Origin of the sequence: Dermacoccus sp. Tok2021, from assembly GCF_019895135.1 — a bacterium.
GTDB classification, from domain to species: domain Bacteria; phylum Actinomycetota; class Actinomycetes; order Actinomycetales; family Dermatophilaceae; genus Dermacoccus; species Dermacoccus abyssi.
This window is the reverse complement of the sequence record NZ_JAGTHU010000015.1, coordinates 69,631-91,843: the sequence shown is the minus strand read 5'-3', so window position 1 is coordinate 91,843 and position 22,213 is coordinate 69,631. Positions and strand designations below refer to the sequence as shown.

At 68.3% G+C, this 22,213-nt stretch carries 22 protein-coding genes and 2 tRNA genes; 6 read left to right on the top strand and 18 right to left on the bottom strand.

Translation table 11 applies throughout. The annotated features are described in order from the left end of the window. Positions 1-34: 34 nt before the first annotated feature. Entirely contained in the window at positions 35-1,156 is a 1,122-nt protein-coding gene (locus K9D12_RS10105; RefSeq protein ID WP_129664419.1) for a D-alanine--D-alanine ligase family protein, read from the bottom strand. A 74-nt stretch (positions 1,157-1,230) separates the two neighbouring features. On the opposite strand from K9D12_RS10105, the gene K9D12_RS10100 reads away from it, so the two are divergent. Continuing rightward, positions 1,231-2,322, top strand: a complete 1,092-nt coding sequence (locus tag K9D12_RS10100; protein WP_223060132.1) for a PLP-dependent aspartate aminotransferase family protein — start codon at positions 1,231-1,233, stop codon at positions 2,320-2,322. A gap of 19 nt (positions 2,323-2,341) precedes the next feature. Here the strand turns inward: K9D12_RS10100 and K9D12_RS10095 are convergent, their stop codons facing one another. Together K9D12_RS10095 and K9D12_RS10090 are read right to left on the bottom strand one after the other, a co-directional pair. Next, complete coding sequence (locus K9D12_RS10095; RefSeq protein ID WP_129664423.1) at positions 2,342-3,343, bottom strand: NAD(P)H-dependent glycerol-3-phosphate dehydrogenase; 1,002 nt, start codon at positions 3,341-3,343, stop codon at positions 2,342-2,344. Continuing rightward, positions 3,340-4,107, bottom strand: coding sequence for a 1-acyl-sn-glycerol-3-phosphate acyltransferase (locus K9D12_RS10090; RefSeq protein ID WP_129664425.1), 768 nt, complete (start codon positions 4,105-4,107; stop codon positions 3,340-3,342). Before K9D12_RS10090 ends, K9D12_RS10095 begins: the two co-directional genes overlap by 4 nt. Positions 4,108-4,251: 144 nt before the next feature. On the opposite strand from K9D12_RS10090, the gene K9D12_RS10085 reads away from it, so the two are divergent. Together K9D12_RS10085 and K9D12_RS10080 are read left to right on the top strand one after the other, a co-directional pair. Further along, on the top strand, positions 4,252-4,854 hold the full coding sequence (locus K9D12_RS10085; RefSeq protein ID WP_129664427.1) for a hypothetical protein: 603 nt from the start codon (positions 4,252-4,254) through the stop codon (positions 4,852-4,854). Next, positions 4,851-5,078 carry a cold-shock protein gene (locus tag K9D12_RS10080; protein WP_118912768.1) on the top strand — a complete coding sequence of 76 codons (228 nt, stop codon included), beginning with the start codon at positions 4,851-4,853 and terminating at the stop codon, positions 5,076-5,078. The genes K9D12_RS10085 and K9D12_RS10080 overlap by 4 nt, the downstream gene beginning before the upstream one ends. A 79-nt stretch (positions 5,079-5,157) precedes the next feature. On the opposite strand, the gene K9D12_RS10075 is transcribed toward K9D12_RS10080, so the two are convergent. The 3 genes from K9D12_RS10075 to leuC all read right to left on the bottom strand — a co-directional run bounded on the left by K9D12_RS10075 (position 5,158) and on the right by leuC (position 7,778). After that, positions 5,158-5,484, bottom strand: coding sequence for an HU family DNA-binding protein (locus tag K9D12_RS10075; protein WP_047311948.1), 327 nt, complete (start codon positions 5,482-5,484; stop codon positions 5,158-5,160). A 288-nt stretch (positions 5,485-5,772) separates the two neighbouring features. Further along, positions 5,773-6,366 (bottom strand): 3-isopropylmalate dehydratase small subunit, encoded by a 594-nt coding sequence (gene leuD, locus K9D12_RS10070; protein WP_129664429.1) that lies wholly within the window; start codon positions 6,364-6,366, stop codon positions 5,773-5,775. A 20-nt stretch (positions 6,367-6,386) separates the two neighbouring features. Next, on the bottom strand, positions 6,387-7,778 hold the full coding sequence (leuC, locus tag K9D12_RS10065; RefSeq protein ID WP_047311946.1) for a 3-isopropylmalate dehydratase large subunit: 1,392 nt from the start codon (positions 7,776-7,778) through the stop codon (positions 6,387-6,389). A gap of 120 nt (positions 7,779-7,898) precedes the next feature. Between leuC and K9D12_RS10060 the strand changes: the two genes are divergently transcribed. Beyond that, positions 7,899-8,657 carry an IclR family transcriptional regulator gene (locus tag K9D12_RS10060; protein ID WP_047311945.1) on the top strand — a complete coding sequence of 253 codons (759 nt, stop codon included), beginning with the start codon at positions 7,899-7,901 and terminating at the stop codon, positions 8,655-8,657. A gap of 146 nt (positions 8,658-8,803) precedes the next feature. Here K9D12_RS10060 and K9D12_RS10055 read toward each other — a convergent pair. The 5 genes from K9D12_RS10055 to clpS all read right to left on the bottom strand — a co-directional run bounded on the left by K9D12_RS10055 (position 8,804) and on the right by clpS (position 11,885). Next, positions 8,804-8,876, bottom strand: a tRNA-Glu gene (locus K9D12_RS10055). Between the two features lie 121 nt (positions 8,877-8,997). Beyond that, positions 8,998-9,069 (bottom strand) — tRNA-Gln (locus tag K9D12_RS10050). Between the two features lie 171 nt (positions 9,070-9,240). Further along, on the bottom strand, positions 9,241-10,785 hold the full coding sequence (gltX, locus tag K9D12_RS10045; RefSeq protein WP_129664431.1) for a glutamate--tRNA ligase: 1,545 nt from the start codon (positions 10,783-10,785) through the stop codon (positions 9,241-9,243). 30 nt (positions 10,786-10,815) lie between these two features. Next, positions 10,816-11,574, bottom strand: coding sequence for a DUF2017 family protein (locus tag K9D12_RS10040; protein ID WP_223060131.1), 759 nt, complete (start codon positions 11,572-11,574; stop codon positions 10,816-10,818). Then, on the bottom strand, positions 11,574-11,885 hold the full coding sequence (clpS, locus tag K9D12_RS10035; RefSeq protein WP_047312197.1) for an ATP-dependent Clp protease adapter ClpS: 312 nt from the start codon (positions 11,883-11,885) through the stop codon (positions 11,574-11,576). Before clpS ends, K9D12_RS10040 begins: the two co-directional genes overlap by 1 nt. Before the next feature lie 24 nt (positions 11,886-11,909). On the opposite strand from clpS, the gene K9D12_RS10030 reads away from it, so the two are divergent. Both K9D12_RS10030 and K9D12_RS10025 read left to right on the top strand, forming a co-directional pair. Then, entirely contained in the window at positions 11,910-13,223 is a 1,314-nt protein-coding gene (locus K9D12_RS10030) for a nicotinate phosphoribosyltransferase (RefSeq protein WP_047311943.1), read from the top strand. Further along, the gene (locus K9D12_RS10025; protein WP_129664435.1) at positions 13,220-13,816 is read left to right on the top strand and encodes a nicotinamidase; all 597 of its coding nucleotides are present in this window, start codon (positions 13,220-13,222) and stop codon (positions 13,814-13,816) included. The genes K9D12_RS10030 and K9D12_RS10025 overlap by 4 nt, the downstream gene beginning before the upstream one ends. 70 nt (positions 13,817-13,886) lie before the next feature. Here the strand turns inward: K9D12_RS10025 and K9D12_RS10020 are convergent, their stop codons facing one another. The 7 genes from K9D12_RS10020 to K9D12_RS09990 form a co-directional block, all read right to left on the bottom strand. Next, positions 13,887-14,711: an RDD family protein gene (locus tag K9D12_RS10020; protein WP_129664437.1), complete on the bottom strand. Its 825-nt coding sequence runs from the start codon at positions 14,709-14,711 to the stop codon at positions 13,887-13,889. Between the two features lie 44 nt (positions 14,712-14,755). Then, on the bottom strand, positions 14,756-16,525 hold the full coding sequence (locus tag K9D12_RS10015; protein WP_129664439.1) for a DEAD/DEAH box helicase: 1,770 nt from the start codon (positions 16,523-16,525) through the stop codon (positions 14,756-14,758). An 85-nt stretch (positions 16,526-16,610) separates the two neighbouring features. Then, positions 16,611-17,771: an MFS transporter gene (locus K9D12_RS10010; RefSeq protein ID WP_129664441.1), complete on the bottom strand. Its 1,161-nt coding sequence runs from the start codon at positions 17,769-17,771 to the stop codon at positions 16,611-16,613. Positions 17,772-17,925: 154 nt separating this feature from the next. Continuing rightward, the gene (locus K9D12_RS10005; protein WP_047311938.1) at positions 17,926-18,261 is read right to left on the bottom strand and encodes a DUF3039 domain-containing protein; all 336 of its coding nucleotides are present in this window, start codon (positions 18,259-18,261) and stop codon (positions 17,926-17,928) included. Between the two features lie 68 nt (positions 18,262-18,329). After that, on the bottom strand, positions 18,330-18,893 hold the full coding sequence (locus K9D12_RS10000; protein WP_240730148.1) for a YqgE/AlgH family protein: 564 nt from the start codon (positions 18,891-18,893) through the stop codon (positions 18,330-18,332). Between the two features lie 117 nt (positions 18,894-19,010). Continuing rightward, on the bottom strand, positions 19,011-21,563 hold the full coding sequence (locus K9D12_RS09995; RefSeq protein WP_129664443.1) for a DEAD/DEAH box helicase: 2,553 nt from the start codon (positions 21,561-21,563) through the stop codon (positions 19,011-19,013). A gap of 268 nt (positions 21,564-21,831) precedes the next feature. Continuing rightward, on the bottom strand, positions 21,832-22,185 hold the full coding sequence (locus K9D12_RS09990) for a VanZ family protein (RefSeq protein ID WP_129664445.1): 354 nt from the start codon (positions 22,183-22,185) through the stop codon (positions 21,832-21,834). Positions 22,186-22,213: the final 28 nt, after the last annotated feature.

Below are 22,213 nucleotides of genomic sequence, written 5' to 3'. Positions count from 1 at the left end.
GCGATCTTCTGCGGGTTTCGAGGCTCAGCCGACGTCAGCGCAGCCCCGTGCGGCGCTCGCGCGCCAACTCGATGAGGTCGGTGATGAGCTCGGTGTATCCGAGACCACTGGCGTTCCACACCTGCGGGAACATCGAGACCGGCGTGAAGCCCGGCAGCGTGTTGATCTCGTTGAGGTACAGCGTGCCCTCGGGCGTGTAGAACCAGTCGACGCGCGCGAGACCCTCGCAACCGGCGGCGTTGAACGCTGTGATCGACAGTTCCTTGATGCGGGCGGCGTCGTCGGCCGGGACGTCGGCCGGGCACGACAGGCGCAGCCCGTCGTCGTTGAGGTACTTGGCCTCGAAGTCGTAGAAGTCGTGCGCGCCGATCTCCTCGATCTCACCGAGTTCAGACGCTCGCGGCAGGTCGCTGCCGTGGCCTTCGAGCACGCCGCACTCGACCTCGCGGCCGACGATGCCCGCCTCGACGACGACCTTCGGGTCGCTCCGGCGTGCCATCTCGATGGCCGCCTCGAGCTCGTCCGGGCCGTTCACCTTCGAGATTCCGACCGACGAGCCCGCACGCGCGGGCTTGACGAAGACCGGCCAACCCAGCGACGCGACGGCGTCCATGGCTGCGGCCTTGTCGCGGCGCCACTCCTTGTCGGTGATGACGGTGTACGGCCCGACCGGCAGACCGGCGGCCGCGAAGACGACCTTCATCATGTGCTTGTCCATCATGACGGCCGACGCCGTCACGCCGGAGCCGACGTAGTGCAGGTCGGCCAGTTCGAGCAGCCCCTGCAGGGTGCCGTCCTCACCGAACGGGCCGTGCAGCAACGGCAGGACGACGTCGACCGAGGTGAGCGCCTCGGGGGTCTCGCCCGGCTCGAGCACGAGGATGTCGTGCTGCTCCGGCGACGGCGCGACGAGCACCTCCTTGCCGGAGCCGCTCTTCACCTCCGGAAGCTGCTTGTCCTTGATGGCGAGCGCCTCGACGTCGTCGGGCATGAGGACCCACTGACCGGTCTTCGTGATGCCGATCGGCACGACCTCGTAGCGGTCGCGATCGATCGCCGCGAGGACACCTGCGGCCGTGGCACACGAGATGGCGTGCTCGGAGGAGCGTCCACCGAAGACGACGGCGACGCGGGTGCGGGTCTGGGAAGTGCTCATCGTCTGTCACTCTAGCCGTCCACATGCCGCAACCTGCGAACCTCGCACCGACGAGCCGTGCCAGGCTCGACGTCATGACAGGTGATCCTTCTCGACCCCTCGCACCTGCGACCCGCCTCGTCGGCTCGGGCCGTCCCCCACGCTCCCCCGGCGCCTCGGTGAGTCCCGAACTGGCGATGACGTCGACGTACGTCGCGGGCGGCGACGTCAACTACGCGCGCGTCGGCAACCCGACCTGGAGCGCCTTCGAGACGACGCTCGCAGCGCTCGAGGGTGACGACTCCACTCGCGCGCTCGCCTTCGCCAGCGGGATGGGCGCCATCAGCGCCACACTGTCCCTCCTGCCGCACGGCGGAACGGTGCTCGCGCCGCGCCACTTCTACAACGGCACCTCAGGGCTGCTCGAGACGTGGGTCGCAAGCGGTCGCGCTCGCCTCGTCCGCATCGATCTGTCCGACACCTCGGCCGTCGAACGAGCCCTGACGGACGGCGTCGACGTCGTGTGGATCGAGTCCCCCGCGAACCCGACGCTCGAGACCTGCGACGTCGCCGCCGTGACGAGGTGCGCGCACGCCGCGGGCGCTCTCGTCGTCGAGGACAACACGTTCAACACCCCGCTCGGCCGCCGTCCGCTCGACGACGGGGTCGACGTCGTCGTCCACTCGGTGACGAAGTACCTCGCCGGACACAGCGATGTCCTCCTCGGCGCGGCGGTGACGAACGATTCCTCACTCGCCGAACGACTGCTCACGGCGCGCACCCTCGGTGGCGCGATCCCCGGGCCGTCCGAGACGTGGCTCGCGCTGCGGGGCATGCGCACGCTCCATCTGCGCTGGGAGCGGGCCTGCGCGAACGCGGCCGAACTGGCCGCGCGCCTGGAGCAGCACCCGAACGTCGTCCGCGTCCGCTACCCCGGCACCGGAGCCATGATCGCCGTCGAGGTGGACGGCGGCCAGTCGGCAGCGAGCGCCGTCGAGGACGCCATCGACGTGTGGCTGCCCGCAACGAGCCTGGGCGGCGTCGAGTCGATGCTGGAGCGCCGCCGTCGCCACGCCCTCGAGCCCGAGAGCGTGCCGGAGAACCTCCTGCGGCTCTCCGTCGGTGTCGAGGACGTCGACGACCTGTGGCGTGACCTCGACGCCGCCCTCACAAGATCCAGCGCCTGAGTCCGACCAACCTCGAGCCTCAGACGCGCTCGCTCTTGCGCGAACGCGACATGAGGGCGCGGACCATCTCGTCGGGCGTCCAACCCTCGTGGAGGATGGCGTGGACGCCTTCGACGATCGGCATGTCGACGTGGACGCTGCGCGCCAGCTCGAGGATCGAGCGGCACGACTTGACGCCTTCGGCGGTCTGGTTGGTCGCGGCAGTGATCTCCTCGACCGTCTTACCCTCCGACAGCGCGAGGCCGAACTGGTGGTTTCGCGACAGACGTGAGCTGCAGGTGGCCATCATGTCGCCCACGCCGGCGAGACCGAGGAACGTCTGCGGGTCGGCTCCCAGCGCGACACCGAGACGCGCCGTCTCGGCAAGTCCGCGGGTTAGCAGAGTGGCCGTCGAGTTCTCCCCCATACCCAGGCCGTGCGCCATGCCCACGCTCAGGGCGATGACGTTCTTCACCGCGCCGGCGATCTCGGTACCCACGACGTCGGCGTTGGTGTACGGCCGGAAGTACGGCGCCGCGCAGGCTTCCGCCACCTTCGAACGCACTCCGTGACGTGACGCGGCGACGACGGCCGCCGCGGGCTGCTTGTCGGCGACCTCCTTGGCCAGGTTCGGCCCCGAGACGACGACCACCCGGTCGGCGGGAACCTCCGCGACCTCTTCCATGACCTCGGTCATCCGCTTGAGGGTTCCGAGCTCGATGCCCTTCATCAGCGACACGAGCGGCGCGCCGTCCGGGATGTGTTCGCGCCAACCCTCGAGGTTCTCGCGCAACGTCTGCGACGGCACCGCGAGAACGAGGATGTCGGAGCCGTCCATCGCCTCTGCGACATCACTCGTGACATGCACACGGTCGGGCAGGCGCAGGCTCGGCAGGTAGTCGTCGTTGACGCGGGTCGTCTCGATGGCTTCGGCGAGTTCGGGGCGTCTGCTCCACATCGTGACGTCAGTGCCCGCGTCCGCCATCACCGCGGCGAACGCCGTTCCCCAACTTCCCGATCCCATGACCGTGGCCTTGGTCATCGTGCGCCTTCCGTTCGACTCGAGCGCGATCGCACGCGCGGGTTGTCCAGTGGTGTCGTCGTCGGGGACTCGCCCCGGATCTCGACGAGAAGCTCCGTGATGGCCGCCATGACCCGAGCTGTTGCCTCGGTGAGCACCTCGGCGTCAAGTGGCCGCGCTCGCAGGTCGTCGAGGTCGACGGGCGGCCCGGCACTCACCGTGACGTCGTGGCGGCGAACCACCGCGCTCGGCAGCGACTTCAGGGCGTTGCGCGTTGGGGGCAGGATCCGCTCGGGACCCCACATGGCGACGGGCACCAGCGGACACCCGGTCGTCAGCGCAATGCGAGCGGCCCCTGACTTTCCGGCCATGGGCCACAGGTCGGGGTCGCGCGTGAGCGTTCCCTCGGGCAGGAGGCAGACGATCTTGCCCGACTCCACGGCGTCGACGGCAGCGGAGAAGCTGTCAGCGGCCCGCGCTGTGCCTCGGTGGACGGGGATCTGGCCGGCACGCTTGAGAAGCGGCCCCAGGACGGGCGTCGCGAAGACCTCGGCCTTGCCGAGAAAGTGCGGCAGACGCCCTGCGTGCAGGAGGAAACGACCCAGGACGAAGGGGTCGGAGTAGCTCAGGTGATTGCCCGCGATGACAGCCGGGCCGTGGTCGGGCACGTGCTCGGCACCGCGCCAGGTCTCCCGCAACCACGGCGAGATCCCGGGCGCGACGACACCCGTGATGAATCGCACGACACCGTTGCGTTCACTCTCGTCGAGCGAAACGTCGGACATGGGCACCTCCTGGCTCGTGCGCAACTCTAGCCGCGGGCCGGTCCGAGGGCGGGCCGGAGCTCCGAGTCGTCGGCCACCGACCGCAGAAACACACCGGACGGTCCTCCTGGGCATTCGTCCGCGAAATCTGCGAGCATTCAAACCGTGCAGAACCGATCGTCCACCTGGAGCATCGTCCTCGCGTTCAGCGACGGTCGAAGCCTCGCCGCGCCCCGCACCGTCGACCCCGTCGCGTGGGCTCGAGCGAGCGCCCTCGACACGATCGACGCCGTGAGCGCTGCCGTCGAACCTGCCAACCTTCTCGTCCTCAGCGATGACGAGGCCGTGCGAACCGGCGCGACGGAAGCAGGGGCTCACGCACGCGAACAGGGCCGCGATCTCAACGCCGCACTGACTGCGGCGCTCGCCGACTGGGTCAGGTCCCATCCCGAGCGCTCCGGCGCCGTGTTGCTCGGCCCGCTCCCTTACGCCGACGGCGACACGATCAGCGCTCTGCTGCGTGCTTGTGCCGCTACCGAGTCCGCAGTCGTGGTCTCCGACGACGGCGGCTCCGTCGCCATCAGCCACCACGACCCCGCACGGCTGGCTCCCCGTTTCGGTGGCTCGAGCGCCGGACGTCACCAACGCGTCGCCGTGAGTGTCGGATCGCACTTGACGGACGATCTCGCGCGCCACGTCGTCGAGGGTCGTGAACCCGTCGGCTCACGCACCGCAGCCCTCGAACGCTCGACGACGAAGGGAGCATGAGCATCGTGCAGGAACAGGCGAGCGTCCACCGCTTCGATCCCGAAACACTCACCGGCGAGGTCATCACCGACAACGGCCGGGTGCTGGCCTTCTCCACCGAGGCGTTCATGCGCAGCAGCCTGCGCACGCTCCGTGTCGGTCAACGCCTCAACGTCGACATGGGCCCCGACGGTATTCGCCGACTGTGGATCGATGGAATCGGCGCCGGACAAACCATCCGCTGACCTCGACCGGAGTACTGGGAGAACGAAAGAAGGACCCCGAGACCAAGCCGGTCTCGGGGTCCTTCTTCGCTGTCAACGCTCAGCGCGAGGCGCTGGCACGTCCACCCGCATTACCGGTACGCGGAAGCTTGTCCGGGTCCGCAGTGACGACCTTGAAATTGGTGCCGGGGGTGAACTTCGGCACGGCGGTGGCGTCGATGTGGACAGCCTCGCCCGTACGCGGATTGCGACCGGTGCGCGCGGCGCGATCGACGCGCTCGAACGTTCCGAACCCCGTGATGCCGACCTTGTTCCCCGCTGCGACCTCACGGATGATGACGTCGACGACTGCCTCGACAGCCTCCAGTGCCGCCCTCTTGCTCCCGAGTCGCTCCTCGAGACGGTCGACAAGGTCTGCCTTGTTCATTCCTCCACCCTTCACTGGCGTGCATTGCCCCGCGAAACCTCGCAATGCGCAGATATAGATTAAATTACCCACAAGGGTGGAGCATCGTCCATCCGACGCGTGCTGATCGAACGCCGCTTCACGCGAGCGCGAAAGACCCGGACTGCCGCACCATCCGCGGTAGAAGGTGAAGAATCGCCGACATCGTTGAGTGTGAACGTGATTCGCAAACTGTGCAAGACCTCACACTCGATTTGCCGCGCAACTTCCTTGTCGTAGACCGCTACTACCGGGATTCTTCGATCTCACCTATCGGACGCTCGTCGTCGGCTTCCAGGCCGGACGCTGAGCTTCGAACCGCTCGATGTCGCCCTCGTGACGCAGGGTCAGCGAGATGTCGTCGAGGCCCTCCATGAGGCGCCAGCGGATGTAGTCGTCCACCTCGAACGGCACGACGAGTTCGCCTGCTGTGATGGTTCGCGACTCCAGATCGACCGAGATCTGAGCGCCCGGCTCGTTCTCGAGGTACTTCCAGAGCAGTTCGACATCCCCTTGCTCGACCTGGGCCGTGAGCAAGCCCGCCTTGCCCGAGTTGCCTCGGAAAATGTCGGCAAAGCGCGAACTGATGACGACCCGGAAGCCGTAGTCCATGAGTGCCCACACGGCGTGCTCACGCGAAGAGCCCGTACCGAAGTCGGGGCCCGCCACGAGAACGGACGCGTCGCGGAAAGCGTCCTGGTTGAGGACGAACGACTCGTCCTTGCGCCAGGCCGAGAACAGGCCGTCCTCGAAGCCCGTGCGCGTCACGCGCTTCAGGTACACGGCGGGGATGATCTGGTCGGTGTCGACGTTGCTCCGGCGCAGCGGGGCGCCGACGCCCGTGTGGTGGATGAATCGCTCCATGGCAGTTTCCTCCTCGGTGCTCACAGATCGCCGGGCTCGGCGAGGGTGCCCGCGACGGCGGTGGCGGCGGCGACCTGGGGGCTGACCAGGTGCGTACGACCGCCCTTGCCCTGACGCCCTTCGAAGTTGCGGTTCGAGGTCGACGCGCTGCGCTCCCCCGGCTGCAGTTGGTCGGGGTTCATCCCCAAACACATCGAGCAACCGGCCAGACGCCACTCGGCACCGGCCTCGGTGAAGACCTTGTCGAGCCCCTCGGCCTCGGCGTCGAGGCGCACTCGCGCGGAGCCGGGCACCACGAGCATCGTCACGGAGTCCGCCACCTTGCGGCCCTTGATGACCTCCGCGGCGGCGCGCAGATCCTCGATGCGGCCGTTCGTACACGAACCGAGGAACACCGTGTCGACGCTGATCTCCTTGAGCGGCTGCCCCGGCGTCAGGCCCATGTACTCGAGGGCGCTGGAGGCGGCGGCCTTCGCCGAGTCGTCACCGAACGACTCCGGGTCGGGAACGTTCGCCGAGAGCGGGAGACCCTGACCGGGGTTGGTGCCCCACGTGACGTACGGCGACAGCGAGGCCGCGTCGATCGTCACCTCGGCGTCGAACTGCGCGTCGTCATCGGTGCGAAGCTTCTTCCACTCCTCGACGGCGGCGTCCCACTCCTCACCGGCCGGCGCGTACTCGCGGCCCTCGAGGTAGGCGAACGTCGTCTCGTCGGGAGCGATCATGCCTGCGCGGGCGCCGGCCTCGATCGACATGTTGCAGATCGTCATCCGCGCTTCCATCGACAGGCCCTCGATGGCCTCGCCGCGGTACTCGAGCACATAACCCTGGCCTCCCCCCGTGCCGATCTCGGCGATGACGGCGAGGATGATGTCCTTCGCGCTCACACCCTCGGGCAGCGCACCGTCGACGTTGATCGCCATCGTGCGGAACGGCTTGAGCGGAAGCGTCTGCGTGGCGAGCACGTGCTCGACCTCGCTCGTGCCGATGCCGAAGGCCAGGGCGCCGAACGCGCCGTGAGTGGAGGTGTGGCTGTCGCCGCACACGATCGTCGCGCCGGGCTGCGTCAGGCCGAGCTGCGGGCCGATGATGTGCACGATGCCCTGCTGGGCGTCACCCATCGGGAACAGGCGGACGCCGAACTCCTCACAGTTCTTGCGCAGCGTTTCGACCTGCGTGCGACTCACCGGGTCGGAGATGGGGCCCGGCGTCGTGGGGACGTTGTGGTCCTCCGTCGCGAGCGTCAGATCGGTGCGCCGCACGGCGCGTCCCGCGAGACGAAGGCCGTCGAACGCCTGCGGACTCGTCACCTCGTGAAGCAGGTGAAGATCGATGAAAAGCAGATCGGGTTCGCCTTCGGCGCTGCGCACGACGTGCTGCTGCCACACCTTCTCGGCCAGCGTTTTCCCCACGCGTCCTCCTTCGAATCACCGGGCCGTCCGACCCGCGAGACAAATGCCGTTGCTCAAGCGTTACGCTTTCTGCTGGCCTTTGAACTTGCGTCTCGCGTCATGAGACTGCAATATCAGAACATGGACAACTCTAGTGGAGTCGGCGTTCTCGACAAGGCTGCGATCGTGCTTTCGGCGCTCGAAGCCGGTCCGTCCACCCTGGCTCAGCTCGTGGCGGCCACCGGCCTGGCCCGCCCCACCGCTCACCGCCTGGCCGTGGCTCTCGAACACCACCGCCTCGTCGCACGCGACATGCAGGGTCGCTTCGTGCTCGGCCCGCGCCTCGTCGAACTCGCTTCCGCGGCGGGTGAGGATCGCCTCCTCGCCGCCGCCGGCCCGGTGCTCGGGGCTCTGCGTGACCACACGAACGAGAGTGCGCAGCTCTTCCGCCGTCAGGGCGACCAGCGCATCTGCGTCGCCGCCGCGGACCGCCCCATGGGTTTGCGCGACTCGATTCCCGTCGGCGCAACCCTGTCCATGCAGGCCGGTTCGGCAGCCCAGGTGCTTCTCGCGTGGGAGGAGCCCGACCGCCTGCACCGCGGCCTCCAGGGCTCGAAGTTCACCGCCACGATGCTCTCCGGCGTCCGCCGTCGCGGCTGGGCCCAGTCGGTGAGCGAGCGTGAGCAGGGCGTCGCGTCGGTCTCCGCGCCCGTTCGCTCCCCCAGCGGCCACGTCATCGCGGCCGTGTCGATCTCCGGCCCCGTGGAGCGCGTCTCCCGCCAGCCCGGCCGCCTGCACGCCGCCACGGTGGTCGCCGGCGCCAACAAGCTCACGGAGGTCTTGGCTCGCGCCGCCGCTCAGCAGACGAGCCAAGTCACGCCACCTGCTCCGCGCTCCTGAACCCAAGCCTGCAATAGGGCACGACAAAGGGCACCTTTCTCTCGACAAATCATGAGAAAGGCGCCCTTTGTTCGCGCGAGGAAAGAATTGCACGTACAGACAAAGAATCCCCGTCACTTGCGTGACGAGGATTCTTTGTCTCAATGTAGCCCCGACGGGATTCGAACCCGCGCTACCGCCTTGAGAGGGCGGCGTGCTAGGCCACTACACAACGGGGCCATGGCCTGCCTATGCCTTGCGGCTTTCAGCAGCGAGGAAAACTCTAACCGAAGTTATCGATTTCCCGAAATCACTCGACGAGCGCGCGATCGAGATCGCCATTCTGCGCCAGTGATTTGCGCTGGGGTACCAGGACTCGAACCTAGAACAAATGAACCAGAATCATCCGTGTTGCCAATTACACCATACCCCAAGGGGGTTTCAGCGAACGCGCGCCCCGGCCTTGTGGGCCTCGGCCTTCGTTCCCCGAACCGAGTGAAAACTTTACCGAACGTTGGCCCAGGCGCCAAATCGGCGCCCGGTGCCGCTCCCCCGCTCCGGCCCGACCCATCGAGGGGCGGGGCCGGAGCGGGCTACGGCAACGTCAGAGCGTGGCGCGCAGAGCCTTGAGGCGCTCCATCGTCGAGTGCTTGCCCAGAATCTCCATGGACTCGAACAGCGGCGGCGAGATGCGCTGACCGGAGACCGCCGTGCGCAGCGGACCGAACGCGAACTTCGGCTTGATACCGAGCCCCTCGACGATCGCTTCACGCAGCGCCGCCTCGATGCGCTCGTGCGTCCACTCGACGTCGCTTCCGTCGGGCTTGCCGAGCGAGCCGGAGATCGGCTCGAGCGCCTCGATGGCGGCGTCGATGACCTGCGGAGCCGTCTCCTTTAGCTGCGCGCGGGCGTCGTCCGCGATGGGAAGCTCGTCGTCCTTGCAGAAGAACGGCGCCACGAGGGCCGTGGCCTCCGACAGCAGGTTGATGCGTGTCTGGATCTGCTCGGCGACGAGGTTGAGACGCCCGAGCTCCGGCAGCGACGGCTGCTCCGACAGCACGCCGTCCTTGACGAGGAACGGCAACAGACGCGTGGCGAACTCGCGCGTCGGCAACTCGCGGATGTAGTGGCCGTTGAGCCAGTTGAGCTTGTCGAGGTTGAAGATCGGCCCGACGGTGTTGACCTTGCTCCACTCGAAGTTCTTGCTGAACTCCTCGAACGTGAAGACCTCGCGCTCCGAACCGTCCGTCTCTATGACGGGTGGGTAGCCCAGCAGGGCGAGGAAGTTGAGCAGAGCTTCGGGGAGGTAGCCCTGCTCCTTGAACCACGTCAGGCGCGCCCAGGGGCTCTTGCGCTTGGAGATCTTCGCCTTCTTCTCGTCGCGCAGCAGCGGCATGTGCGCGAACTTCGGCGGCTCGAGGCCGAGGCCGTGGTAGAGCAGGATGTGCTTCGGCGTGGAACTGATCCACTCCTCGCCGCGCACGACGTGGGTGATGCCCATCTCGTGGTCGTCGACGACGACGGCGAGGTGGTAGGTCGGGAAGCCGTCTGCCTTGAGGATGACCTGGTCGTCCGGGCGGGGAGCCTTGACCTCCCCGCGGATGAGGTCGGTGAAGGTGAGCGGGGCGTCGTCCGGCACGAACATGCGCACGACGGGGTTGTCGCTGAATCCCGGCTCCTTGGAACGCTCTTCGCGCGTCTTGCCGTAGCACATGCGGTCGTATCCGGTGGGCAGCTTCTGCTTCTGCTGGAACTCGCGCATCTCCGCCAGGCGCTCGCTCGTGCAGTAGCAGTAGTACGCCTTACCCTCGTCGAGAAGCTTCTGGACGTACGGCTTGTACGTGTCGAGGCGCTCACTCTGACGGTAGGGCGCATACGGGCCGCCCTTGTCCGGGCCCTCGTCCCACGTCAGGCCGAGCCATTCGAGCGTGTCGAAGATCTGCTGCTCGGAGTCGGCCTGGAAACGGGCGCGATCGGTGTCCTCGATGCGCAGGACGAACTTGCCGCCCTGCTGGCGCGCGAACGCCAGGTCGAACATCGCCATGTAGGCGGTGCCGACGTGCGGATCGCCGGTCGGGGACGGGGCGACGCGGAGGCGGACCTCGTCGGGCGTCGCGGGCTCGATGGTTGCAGCAGTCTTGTCGCTCATGATGCTCCCATCGTAGTGGTCGCCCCGGAGTCAGGCCTTGCGCATGACCGCCAGGGTCAGCGATTCCGACATCCACGTGAGGAAGTCGTAGTACGCGGCGAGGAGATCCTCGGGCGAGTTCGGTGCGTCCTCACGCTCCACCTGGCGCGACAGCGCCTCGGCGTCCTCATCGGTACGCAGGCCGAGGCGTTCGGCGAGTACCAGCCGGACGTCGGTCAGAGCCATCATCATGGCGCGCGCCGACGCTTCGTCGAGGACGACCTCACGGGAACCGTCGCTCAACCCGTCCTGCAGGTTGTCGTCGTTCCCCTCTCGTTCCCCGGCATCGTCCCGCTCATCCCGGGCGGCCGGGTCGTTCGCGCGCTCGTAGACGTCGTCCGCGATCGCCGCGGCCTGTTCCTCGTCGACGAAGCCCTCCTCGAGGGCGCGCATGGCGATGTCGAGATTGCGCAGCTTCCCGTCGCGCAGCGTCGATTCGGTGAGGCGGCGAAACTCAGATGCCGCGGCGTCGTCGTTCTTGACGCCGTCGGGCAGCAGTCGACGTAGGGCCGGGCCCTGCGGCGCCTCCCGCTCGGCCATCGAACGGCTGAGGGCTGCGAAGAGGTCGTCGTGGGTGTCGCCGTCACTCGGCGCGCCCTTCTCGTCCGTCTCCCCCGCGTCCTCGCTGCCATCCGACAGGAGCACACTCGTCTGGTACATGAGTTCGATGACGAGCGATCGCTCCACGTCCTCGAGGAAACCGATGATGCGAGCGCCGTCGTCCGGGTCGCGGGTGAACGCCTGAGCCATCAGCCCTCCTGCTGGTAGGTCGCCCACAGGCTGTAGCCGTGCATGGCGATCGTGTCGGCCTCCATCCGCTCGCGCGAGCCCTTGCTCACGACGGCGCGGCCCTCGGTGTGAACCTGCATCATGAGCCGCTCGGCCTCGGCCTCGGAGTAGCCGAAGTAATCCTGGAAGACGAAGCTGACGTAACTCATGAGGTTGACGGGGTCGTTCCACACGAGCGTGACCCACGCGCGTTCACCGCTCTCGTGCGGTTCGCTGCGGGTCAACTGCTCGGTCAGCTCGTCGAAATCGATGTCAGGGGGCGCGATCGACACGCCCTCCACTCTAGAGTTCTTCACGTGACTTCCAACATCTCGCCCTCGACGGCCCTGTTGACCGACCACTACGAGCTCACGATGCTCCAGGCGGCGCTGCGTTCCGGCGCGGCCGAGCGCCGCAGCGTCTTCGAGGTCTTCGCTCGCAGGCTGCCCGACGGCCGCCGGTACGGCGTCGTGGCAGGAACCGGACGCTTCCTCGAGGCCCTCAAGAACTTCCGCTTCACCGACGCGGAGATCGACGACCTGCGCGAGCGGGACGTCGTCGACGAAAGCACGCTCGAATGGCTCGCCGACTACCGCTTCTCCGGTGACATCTACGGCTACCTCGAAGGCGAGTGCTACTTCCCCGGGTCGCCCCTTCTCGTCGTGGAGTCGACGTTCGCCGAGGGCGTCCTGCTCGAGACCCTCGCCCTGTCGATCCTCAACCACGACTCAGCCGTTGCCGCAGCGGCCTCCCGCATGACGTCGGCCGCAGCGGGCCGCCCCTGCATCGAGATGGGCTCGCGGCGCACCCACGAGGAGGCCGCCGTGGCCGCCGCGCGTGCGGCCTACGTCGCGGGCTTCGCCACCTCGTCCAACCTTGAGGCCGGGCGGCGCTTCGACGTACCGACCGCCGGCACGTCGGCCCACGCCTTCACGTTGCTGCACGACGACGAGCGCGAGGCCTTCACCGCGCAGGTCGAATCGCTCGGCAAGAACACGACGCTGCTCGTCGACACCTACGACGTGACGAACGCCGTGAACATCGCCGTCGAGGTTGCCGGGACGGAGCTCGGTGGCGTCCGCCTCGACTCGGGCGACCTGCTCGTCCAGGCCCGCGAGGTACGCGCCCAGCTCGACTCGCTCGGCGCGAAGAACACGAAGATCGTCGTGACGAGCGACCTCGACGAGTACGCGATCGCCGCCCTGGCGGCCGGCCCGGTCGACGCTTACGGCGTGGGCACCTCGCTGGTCACCGGCTCCGGCGCCCCGACGGCCGGCATGGTCTACAAACTGGTCCAGCACTCCGACGACAACGGCGAGATGATCGACGTCGCGAAGAAGAGCAAGGACAAGATCTCCGTCGGCGGGCGCAAGTGGGCACTTCGTCGCCGCAACACCGAAGGGGTGGCCGAGGCCGAGATCATCGGCATCGGCACGAAGCCTCAGGACGACGGCGACGACCGCGAGATGCTCGTGCAGCTCGTCCAGGGCGGCGAGGTCATCGTTGCCACCGACGCGAAGACGGCCCGCGAGACCCACGAGCGCTCCCGCGCGGAACTGCCCGCCACGGTGCACCAGATGTCGCGTGGCGAAGCCGTCATCCCGACGCGTTACGAGGGGCGAGGCGTATGAGCGACACCGGCCGCGCCCTCGTCGTCGTCGACGTGCAGAACGACTTCTGCGAAGGCGGCTCTCTGGCCGTGGCCGGCGGCGCCGGTGTGGCGGAGGCGATCGCGGATTACGTGGCGCTCTCGTCCTACGACACGCTCGTCGCCACGCAGGACTGGCACGTCGACCCGGGCTCTCACTGGAGCGAGACACCCGACTACCGCGACACCTGGCCCGTGCACTGCGAGGTCGGCACGCCCGGCGCCGAACTGCACCCCGCGCTCGAACCGGTCGAGGATCGCTTCGACGCTCGCTTCCGCAAGGGCCAGTTCGAGGCTGCCTACTCCGGTTTCGAGGGCCACGACGACCTCGACGGCAAGGGCCAGGGACTGGCCACGTGGTTGCGGGGCGCAGGCGTGGGTGAGGTCGACATCGTCGGCATCGCCACGGATCACTGCGTGCGCGCAACCGCGCTCGACGCCGCGCGCGAAGGTTTTCGCACCCGCGTCCTGCTCGGGATGACGGCGGGCGTCGCGCAGGAGACCACCCACGCCGCGCTCGAGGAGTTGCGCACGGCCGGCGTGGAACTGGTCGGCACACCCGTGGTCAACGGCTGACCGTCGGAACATTGACGAAGGGCGGCTTCCCGGTGGGGATCCGCCCTTCGTCAATGAGGTGTGTACGTCGTCAGCGAGTGCGACGAACCTCGCTCTTGACCGCGAGGTCGTGAAGCCCCTGACGCTTGGCGTTGCTCAGAGCCCAGAGGATGATGAGCGCCTGGAGGAATCCAGCGACGCCGGAGAAGATCGCAACGAGAGCGAGCGCGTCCGGGCCCCACTTCATGAGCGCGCGCAAAGCCGCCCGTCCGAGCGGCAGACGCTCCTTGGCCCCCTGGGCCGTCCCCGCGGGGACCACGGTGATGCCGAGCGCGCGCTTTCCGACGGTGGCGCCACCGGCGAAGTGCGTCATGAGCACCTCGTACACGAACAGTGCCGCGACGAGCGCACCCGCGAGCGCGAGCGGCGGCGTCATGAGGTCGGCCGGGATGGTCGGCATCTGCTCCCCCGCGGAGGCCGCGGACATGAACGTGTCGACGTACTCCTGCATCTGCGTCATCCAGTCGCCGAGAAACGGCAGGACGACGAGCGACACCGGCAGCGAGACGACCAGTCTGTCGAGGAAGGTCGCGAGGATGCGGCGGATGAGCCCCGAGGGTTGACCGGCGGTGTTACCGAACGGCGCCGTGCCCGGCTGGGAGCCCTGGAACTGCGGGCCGTGGAACTCGTCGCGGCGCCCCGCCTGCTCGGGGCCCCAGTGCGCGGGGTAGGTGCGCGGTTCACCGTCACGGCGTGGCGGCTCCTCGACGTGCTGAACGGGCCGGGCCTCACCGACGTGGTCGAGACCGGGGCGCAGCTTCGGCATGGTGCGGTCGCTCCACAGAATGCCGTCCCAGTAGCGAAGCTGGGTGTCGTCGTCGGGGTCGTCGTACCAGCCGGAGGGGCGCTCGTTCATGCCCCTAGCCTAGGTGCCGCAGGAGCCTGCGCCGGACGCCCCGTCTAGCGGCGGCCGACGAACCACCGTCGGATGAGCTCGATCCGAGCGCTCACCTGCTCCGACGAGGCGCGGTCGAGCGTCGGCCCGCCGCACTGCTGACGCAGGTCGTTGTGGATGACGGCGTGGGGCTGACCGCTCTTGCGCGCGTACTGCGCGACGAGCCCGTTGAGCTCCTTGCGTTGGTTCGCGAGGGCTCGGTGGGCGGCCACCGGCTCGTCGTCGTCCCGGCGCTTGCGGCCGGACTTCACGAGCTTGTCCTGACGCTGTCGCAGCAGTTTGGAGACCTGATCGGGCTCGAGAAGCCCCGGCAGGCCGAGGTACTCCTGTTCGTCCTCGGTGCTGACCTCGAAGCCCATGCCGAACTGCTCGGCGTCGAAGAGGACGTGATCGAACTCCGCCTCGGATTCGAGGGCTTCGAACGAGCCGTCGTCGAGCAGGTCGCCGGAGGCCTTCTCCTCGCGGTTGGCCGTGGCGAGCAGGCCCTCCTCCTCGGACCACATGGCGTCCTCGGGGCTCTCCCCCGGCCTGCTCGGCCGGTCGAGCGCGTGATCGCGCTGTTCCTCGAGACGTGCTGCGTGTTCGAGGATGATCGGCACGGTGGGCAGGAAGACCGACGCCGTCTCGCCCCGCTTACGAGCGCGCACGAAGCGGCCGACGGCCTGGGCGAAGAACAACGGCGTCGAGGTGGAAGTGGCGTAGACCCCCACGCACAGACGCGGAACGTCGACACCCTCGGACACCATGCGCACCGCGACCATCCACCGCTCGTCGCTCTTCGCGAAGTCCTCGATGCGGGAGCTGGCCCCGAGATCGTCGGACAGGACGACGGTGGGCTTGGAGCCCGTGATCGCCTCGAGGGTTCGCGCGTACGCCCGTGCCGCAGTCTGATTGGAGGCGATGACCAGCCCACCGGCATCGGGCACGTGGCGGCGCACCTCTGACAGGCGCTTGTCGGCAGCCTGGAGAACTGACGGGATCCAGGCGCCGTTGGGGTCAAGGGCCGTGCGCCACGCACCGGCGACGGCGTCCTTCGTCATGGGGGTGCCGAGGCGCGCGGCGATCTCGTCGCCCGCTCGCGTTCGCCACCGCATATTGCCGCCATAGGCGAGGAAGAGCACCGGCCGCACCACGCCGTCCGCGAGTGCCTCCGCGTAGCCGTAGGCGTAGTCGCTCGCACTGCGCCGAATACCTGCAGCGTCGTGTTCGTAGCGCACGAAGGGAATGGGGCTGGTGTCGCTGCGGAACGGTGTTCCGGTGAGGCAGACGCGTCGAGTGGCGCCGTCGAAGGCGACACGCAGAGCATCGCCCCAGCTCTTGTTGTCACCGCCGTGGTGTACCTCGTCGAGGATGACGAGCGTGCGCGTGCGCTGCGTGCGGATGCGGTGCACCTCGGGGTTGCTCGCCACGCCCTGGTAGGTGAGCGCGACACCGTGGTAGTCGGATGCCTCGTCGACCTGGCGGTTGGTGAACTTCGGGTCGATCTGAATACCGACGCGGGCAGCGGCGTCCGCCCACTGCGTCTTGAGGTGCTCGGTGGGCGCGACGATGGTGACGCTGTCGACGATGCCACGCCCGAGCAGCTCCGTGGCGAGGCGCAGAGCGAAGGTGGTCTTACCGGCGCCCGGCGTTGCGACGGCGAGGAAATCGCGCGGGTTGGTCTCGAGGTAGCGCTGGAGCGCGCCGGCCTGCCAGGCGCGCAGTTTCCCGGCCGTACCCCAGGCTGCCCGCTCCGGAAAGGCGGGTGACAGGTGCTCTGCAGCCGAAGTACTCATAGGCGGGCAAGTCTACCGGCGACCACCGACAGCCCGGACGCCTCCGAGGGTGGCTCCGGCCACGCCGCCGAGCCCGAACGAGCCCTCAGCGAAAGGACCGCGCCAGCGGTGCCAGGAAGAGGACGAGCACCATAGGGATGGCGAATCCGTAGCGCAGCGAGTCGTTGCCGACGGCACCGGTCATCACGGCGCCGAGGATGCCACCGAGGTAGTTGAACTGGTTGAACCGGGCGATGATCGCGTCCACCTTGGCGCGCACGGCCTCGGGCTCGGACGAGGTCTGTTCACGCGCGATCTTGGCCGCTGCGGAGAAGGCGAGAGGTGCCACCGTCGCGAGACCCAGGCCGGCTACGGTGAAGCCGAGCACGGCGATGAGCGGGTGGGGCGCGAAGACCACCACGCCCAGCCCGGCGGCCCCGACGAAGGCCGCGGAGCGCACGAGATGAGCGGCGCCGAAGTGTTCTGCGAGGCGGTCACCGCAGGCGCGTCCCACGAGAGACGCGACGAGGTACGGCAACGTCGCCACGGCCACGAGCGCCGCGCCCGAACCGAAGACGTGGTGGAGGTAGCTCGGGCCCCAGGTCGTGGTGGCGGTGTCGACCGTGTAGAAGAGCACCATCGCGATCCCGACGGGCAGGATGCGGCGCCACGGCACCTTGGAGCCGTCGTCACCGATCGGGGTCACGGTGCCGGCACCGCGCACGTACGGCGCAGCGACCAGAGTGAGCGGCACGAGAACTCCGACAACCGCGACGGCCTCGAAACTCCAGTTCTTCGTGAGGAGCGCGAGCACCGTGGCTGCCACGCCACCGCACGTCCACGCGGCGTGAAACGTGGGCATGATGGTGCGCCCGTAGGAGTGCTCGAGACCGACACCCTGCATGTTGGTGCCCGCATCCGCCAGCCCGAGGGCGATGCCGTAGGCGCTCATCCCGACAGCCAGGAGCGCCACCGACGGCGCGGCCGCCATCGCGGGGACGCTGAGCACGACGAGCGCGAAGCCCAGACGCAGCGCCAGGCCACTCCCCCGTCGCGGTGCAATGCGCTCACCGAGGAGGGAACCCACACCTGCGCAGAGGACGAGCGCCAACATGAGGAGGGAGAAGTCTCCCGGGCTCAGGTCGAAGCGCTCCTGAAGCCGGGGCAGCTTCGTCGTGAGCAGGATGAAGACGAACCCCTGACCGGCGAAGGCAGCCGCGACCGCGGCGCGACGTCGACCGAGATCGGCTCGGGTGACGGAACTCATACGCGGATGGTGCCACGCCGCCACCGCACTCGCGCGCAGTTGGTCGCATGTTCGAGACTCTGCCCACGCCTCGGACGGCGCTCACTCGTCAGGTCAGTGTCGAAGAGAAAACACCAGCGGCCACCGCGTGGGTGTCCGCTGGTGGAAGCGTTGTCTACTCGCCGCCGTCCTGCGGTGCTCGAAGTCCCTGGTAGATCTCCTTACAGGTCGGGCAGACCGGGAACTTCTCGGGGTCGCGCCCCGGCACCCAGACCTTGCCGCACAAGGCGACAACCGGCTCACCCGAAAGCGCCGACTCCATGATCTTCTCCTTGCGCACGTAGTGCGCGAAGCGTTCGTGGTCGCCGGGCTCGGAGAGCTGGTGCTGCGTCTCTTCGCGTTCGAGCACGGCCGTCGACGTGCCCGGTCCGCCGAGTCCGCCCGGGTTTCCGGGGTCGCTCTGCGGCGCGTTCGGGTCGTCGATCGAGGAGTTCGTGACTGGGGCGCTCATGGCCGCCAGTGTAGACCTGGCACACAGGCACCACGGCGAAGTGCGTCCCGGCTCCCGGGGGCTCCAACTCAGTTGAGCGATGGATCGTCCGGGAACGTGGCCATGAGGTTGAGCGGGAACGGCTGGCGCCTCACGATCCGCTGCCACAGCGTGTCCGGATCGTCGTCGAAGAGGTCGCCGATCTCGTAGTCCGCCACGAACCACCATTCATCGGCGAGTTCGGCGTCGAGCTGGCCCGCCTCCCAGCCGGCCGAACCGGCGAAGACGCGCATGCCAGCTAGCTGAGCTGCCACGAGGGCCGGTGGAGCGTCGAGGTCGACGAGCGAGAGCGAACCGAACAGACGGGTCGTGCCGAGCACCTCGTCGCGGCCCGGGACATTGGCCAGGGCGATGGCCCGGTCGAGACCGACAGGACCGCCTTGGAAGAGACGGTCCGGTGCAGACACGACGTCCTGCCATCCGGGAAGCACCGAATCCACGCCGGCTTCCAACGGGAAGTCGAGGACGAGTCCCTGCGCGCCCTCATCGTCGTGGTGCAGGACGAAGACGACGCTGCGCGTGAACAGGTCGCCCTCGTCACCATCGTGCGGACGCGGCACGGCGACGAGCAGACGCCCCGTCAATGAACTCACGCGGCCATTGTGGGCCACGCACGTGGGCGGGGGCGAGCCGCCCCGCATCTCGGAGAACGGGCTCGACCCCGCCCGCACGAAGCGGACGGGGTCGAGCAACAGCACTGACGACTGCGATCAGTCGCGGCCTCCGCGGAAACCACCACGGTCGCCGCCGAAGTTCTGACGACGGTTCTGGCGCTCGAAGCCACCATCGATGTCGTCACGGTAGCTGCCACGACGGTCGTCGCGCTCGCCTCGGTAGCCACCGCGGCCACCACGACCGTCACGGTCACCGAAGCGTCCACGACCACCACGGTCATATCCGCCGCGACCACCGCGGTCGTAACCGCCCCGGCCACCGCGGTCGTATCCGCCGCGGCGACCGCGGTCGTAGCCACCACGGCCACCGCGTCCACCGCGGTCGTTGCGCGGCGAGAGCACGCGACGCAGGTCGTCCTCGGAGATCGAGCGACCCTCGGGCGTCGAACCACCGGCGGCGACGATGACGTCGTCACCCGGGCGGGCCTTCACGAGGCTGGTGTCGACACCGGCCTCGTCGAGCAGACGCTGCATCGAGCGACGCTGGTGCGGCAAGGCGAGGGTCACGACGGTGCCCTTCTCGCCCGCACGCGCCGTGCGACCGGCACGGTGCAGGTAGTCCTTGTGGTCGGCCGGCGGGTCGACCTGGAGGACGACGCCCACCTCGTCGACGTGGATGCCGCGAGCTGCGACGTCCGTGGCGACGAGCACCGGCACGCGGCCGTCCTTGAAGGCGGACAGTACGCGGTTGCGCTGGCCCTGGTTGAGGCCACCGTGCAGCGCAGCCGCCATGACGCCCTGCTCACGCAGTTCGTCGGCGACGCGGTCGGCGCCCATCTTGGTGCGGACGAAGACGACGGTGCGTCCCTCGCGGTTGGCCACCTCGGCCGTGACGACCTTCTTGTCGCGCGGCTCGATGATGAGCGCATGGTGCGCCATCGTCGTGACGGTGGCGGTGCCGTCGTCGGTCGAGTGCGTCACCGGGTCGACGAGGTACTTGTCGACGATCTTGTCGATGCCGCGGTCGAGCGTCGCGGAGAACAGCAGACGCTGACCGCCTTCGGGCACGAGGTCGAGGATCTCGGTGATGGCCTCGAGGAAGCCCATTTCGGCCATGTGGTCGGCCTCGTCGAGCACTGCGATCTCGACGCGGGAGAGGTCGGCCGCACCGCGCTCGATGAGGTCGGAGAGACGCCCCGGGGTGGCGATGAGAACGTCGACACCGCGCTCGAGGGCCGACAGCTGCGGCTCGTACGGCATACCGCCGGCAACGAGCTTGTGCTTGAGGCCCACGACGTGAACGAGCGGCTGCAGCGCGTCGCTCACCTGCATGGCGAGTTCACGCGTCGGCACGAGAACAACGGCGCGCGGCATGTGGGCGCGGGCCGGGCCGCCCTCGGCGAGGCGCGTCAGCATCGGCAGACCGAAGCCGAGCGTCTTGCCCGAACCGGTACGGCCGCGGCCGAGCACGTCCTTGCCGGCGAGGGCGTCCGGAATCGTGGCGGCCTGGATCGGGAACGGCTTCGTGATGCCGTCGCGCGCCATGCGCTCCACGAGAGCATTCGGCAGACCGAGGTCGGCGAAGGTGCGCTCGTCGACGGGCTCCGCGTCGGCTGCAGCGGCGTCGATGTCTGCCTCAGCGGTCGGCTCGGCATCCTCGCCCGGCACGACGATCGGCGCCTCGTCGGTGGGCTCGCCGCCGACGGGGTTCATCTCGTCCGTGGCGTCGATGTTGTCGACGGCCTCAGCCTTGTTCTGCTCGCCCTCGGCGCCGGGCACCTCGGAGTCGACGACACCGGCGTCGCGCACCGGGGTCTCGAACTGCGCCGACGCAGCCTGCTCGTCGATGTTGGCCGTCGCGAGCTCGTCGCCGGTCGCCACGTTCTCGATCACGGCGTCGTCGCGAAGGGTCTCGTCACGGAAGGGACGATCGGGGCGCCCGTGGCGCTCACCCTGGCGCTTGAAGCCGCGGTCGCCGCGGTCATCGCGGCGGGCGAAGCCGCCGTCACGACGGCCACCGAAGTCACGGCCACCGCGGTCGTCGCGGTTGAAACCACGGCCGTCACGACGCGCGAAACCGCCATCGCGACCACCACGGTCGTCACGGTTGAAACCACCACGACGCTCGTCACGGCCCTCGAAACCGCCGTCACGACGGCCACCGAAGTCACGACCACCACGGTCGTCACGGTTGAAACCACCGGAACGACCACCACGGTCGTCACGACGCGCGAAACCGCCATCGCGACCGCCACGGTCGTCACGGTTGAAACCACCACGACGCTCGTCGCGACCCTGGAAACCGCCCTCTCGGCGACCACCGAAGTCACGACCACCACGGTCGTCACGGTTGAAACCACCGCGTCGCTCGTCACGCTCGTCGCGGCGCTGGAAACCACCGTCACGACGGCCACCGAAGTCACGACCACCACGGTCATCACGGTTGAAACCACCACGACGCTCGTCGCGACCCTGGAAACCACCGTCACGGCGGCCACCGAAGTCACGGCCGCCACGATCGTCGCGGTTGAAGCCGCCCTCACGGCGGCCGTTGGACTCGTTGCGCGCGCTCGTGCGGCGCGCTCCCTGCTTGTCGGCGTGCGACCAGCGGGGCTTCTTGTTACCTGAATTGTTGGGCTTGGGAGCCATGAGTTCACTCACTCTCGGTTGCAAAGCACCGAAGATGAACACGCGGGCGCACCCCGTCTAAGAATGGGGGTGTCGCGATCTGTTGCGTGCCAGGTGGGTCGGCGCTGTTTCGTGGGATCTCGGCGCTCACACACACGTCGTCACCCGAAGTGCGACGCTCGTAAAACGGGCCTACTCTCACCACCACGCGCCGTCACAGGGAGTAGCTGTGCAACGCGCTCAAACCGAAAGCAAACCAACTGAACGCAAGATCAATGGTGGAGTAAGTCTACCGGACGCCGCGGCCGCGCCAGACCGCGAAGAGGCCCACAGCGGCCACGATTCCCGTGATGTCCGCCACGATGTCGCGCCAATCCGGGTCGCGATCGACCACGGGAAGCCCCTGGAGCAGTTCGCTGATCGGGGCGTAGGCGGCGAGGAGCACCGGGAGCCACGGCAGGCCTGCGACAAGGGCGAGGATCGCCACTCCCCCGAACATCCCCGCATGTGCCACCTTGTCCACGCCGACGGGCAACGATCCCTCACCCGAAGCCGGCAGATAGAGCAACAGACTCTGAAGAGCGACGGCTGCGGGCAACAGCACCCTTGCCGTTGCGCGGACGACTCTCGTGGGCGCTCGCATCGGACCAGTATGGGTGACGCGGGATCCG

Coding starts and splice junctions, on each gene's coding strand:
- K9D12_RS10105 (WP_129664419.1), bottom strand. CDS start 1,156: ATGAGCACTTCCCAGACCCGCACCCGCGTCGCCGTCGTCTTCGGTGGA.
- K9D12_RS10100 (WP_223060132.1), top strand. CDS start 1,231: ATGACAGGTGATCCTTCTCGACCCCTCGCACCTGCGACCCGCCTCGTC.
- K9D12_RS10095 (WP_129664423.1), bottom strand. CDS start 3,343: ATGACCAAGGCCACGGTCATGGGATCGGGAAGTTGGGGAACGGCGTTC.
- K9D12_RS10090 (WP_129664425.1), bottom strand. CDS start 4,107: ATGTCCGACGTTTCGCTCGACGAGAGTGAACGCAACGGTGTCGTGCGA.
- K9D12_RS10080 (WP_118912768.1), top strand. CDS start 4,851: ATGAGCATCGTGCAGGAACAGGCGAGCGTCCACCGCTTCGATCCCGAA.
- K9D12_RS10075 (WP_047311948.1), bottom strand. CDS start 5,484: ATGAACAAGGCAGACCTTGTCGACCGTCTCGAGGAGCGACTCGGGAGC.
- leuD (WP_129664429.1), bottom strand. CDS start 6,366: ATGGAGCGATTCATCCACCACACGGGCGTCGGCGCCCCGCTGCGCCGG.
- K9D12_RS10060 (WP_047311945.1), top strand. CDS start 7,899: ATGGACAACTCTAGTGGAGTCGGCGTTCTCGACAAGGCTGCGATCGTG.
- gltX (WP_129664431.1), bottom strand. CDS start 10,785: ATGAGCGACAAGACTGCTGCAACCATCGAGCCCGCGACGCCCGACGAG.
- K9D12_RS10040 (WP_223060131.1), bottom strand. CDS start 11,574: ATGGCTCAGGCGTTCACCCGCGACCCGGACGACGGCGCTCGCATCATC.
- K9D12_RS10025 (WP_129664435.1), top strand. CDS start 13,220: ATGAGCGACACCGGCCGCGCCCTCGTCGTCGTCGACGTGCAGAACGAC.
- K9D12_RS10020 (WP_129664437.1), bottom strand. CDS start 14,711: ATGAACGAGCGCCCCTCCGGCTGGTACGACGACCCCGACGACGACACC.
- K9D12_RS10015 (WP_129664439.1), bottom strand. CDS start 16,525: ATGAGTACTTCGGCTGCAGAGCACCTGTCACCCGCCTTTCCGGAGCGG.
- K9D12_RS10010 (WP_129664441.1), bottom strand. CDS start 17,771: ATGAGTTCCGTCACCCGAGCCGATCTCGGTCGACGTCGCGCCGCGGTC.
- K9D12_RS10005 (WP_047311938.1), bottom strand. CDS start 18,261: ATGAGCGCCCCAGTCACGAACTCCTCGATCGACGACCCGAACGCGCCG.
- K9D12_RS09995 (WP_129664443.1), bottom strand. CDS start 21,563: ATGGCTCCCAAGCCCAACAATTCAGGTAACAAGAAGCCCCGCTGGTCG.
- K9D12_RS09990 (WP_129664445.1), bottom strand. CDS start 22,185: ATGCGAGCGCCCACGAGAGTCGTCCGCGCAACGGCAAGGGTGCTGTTG.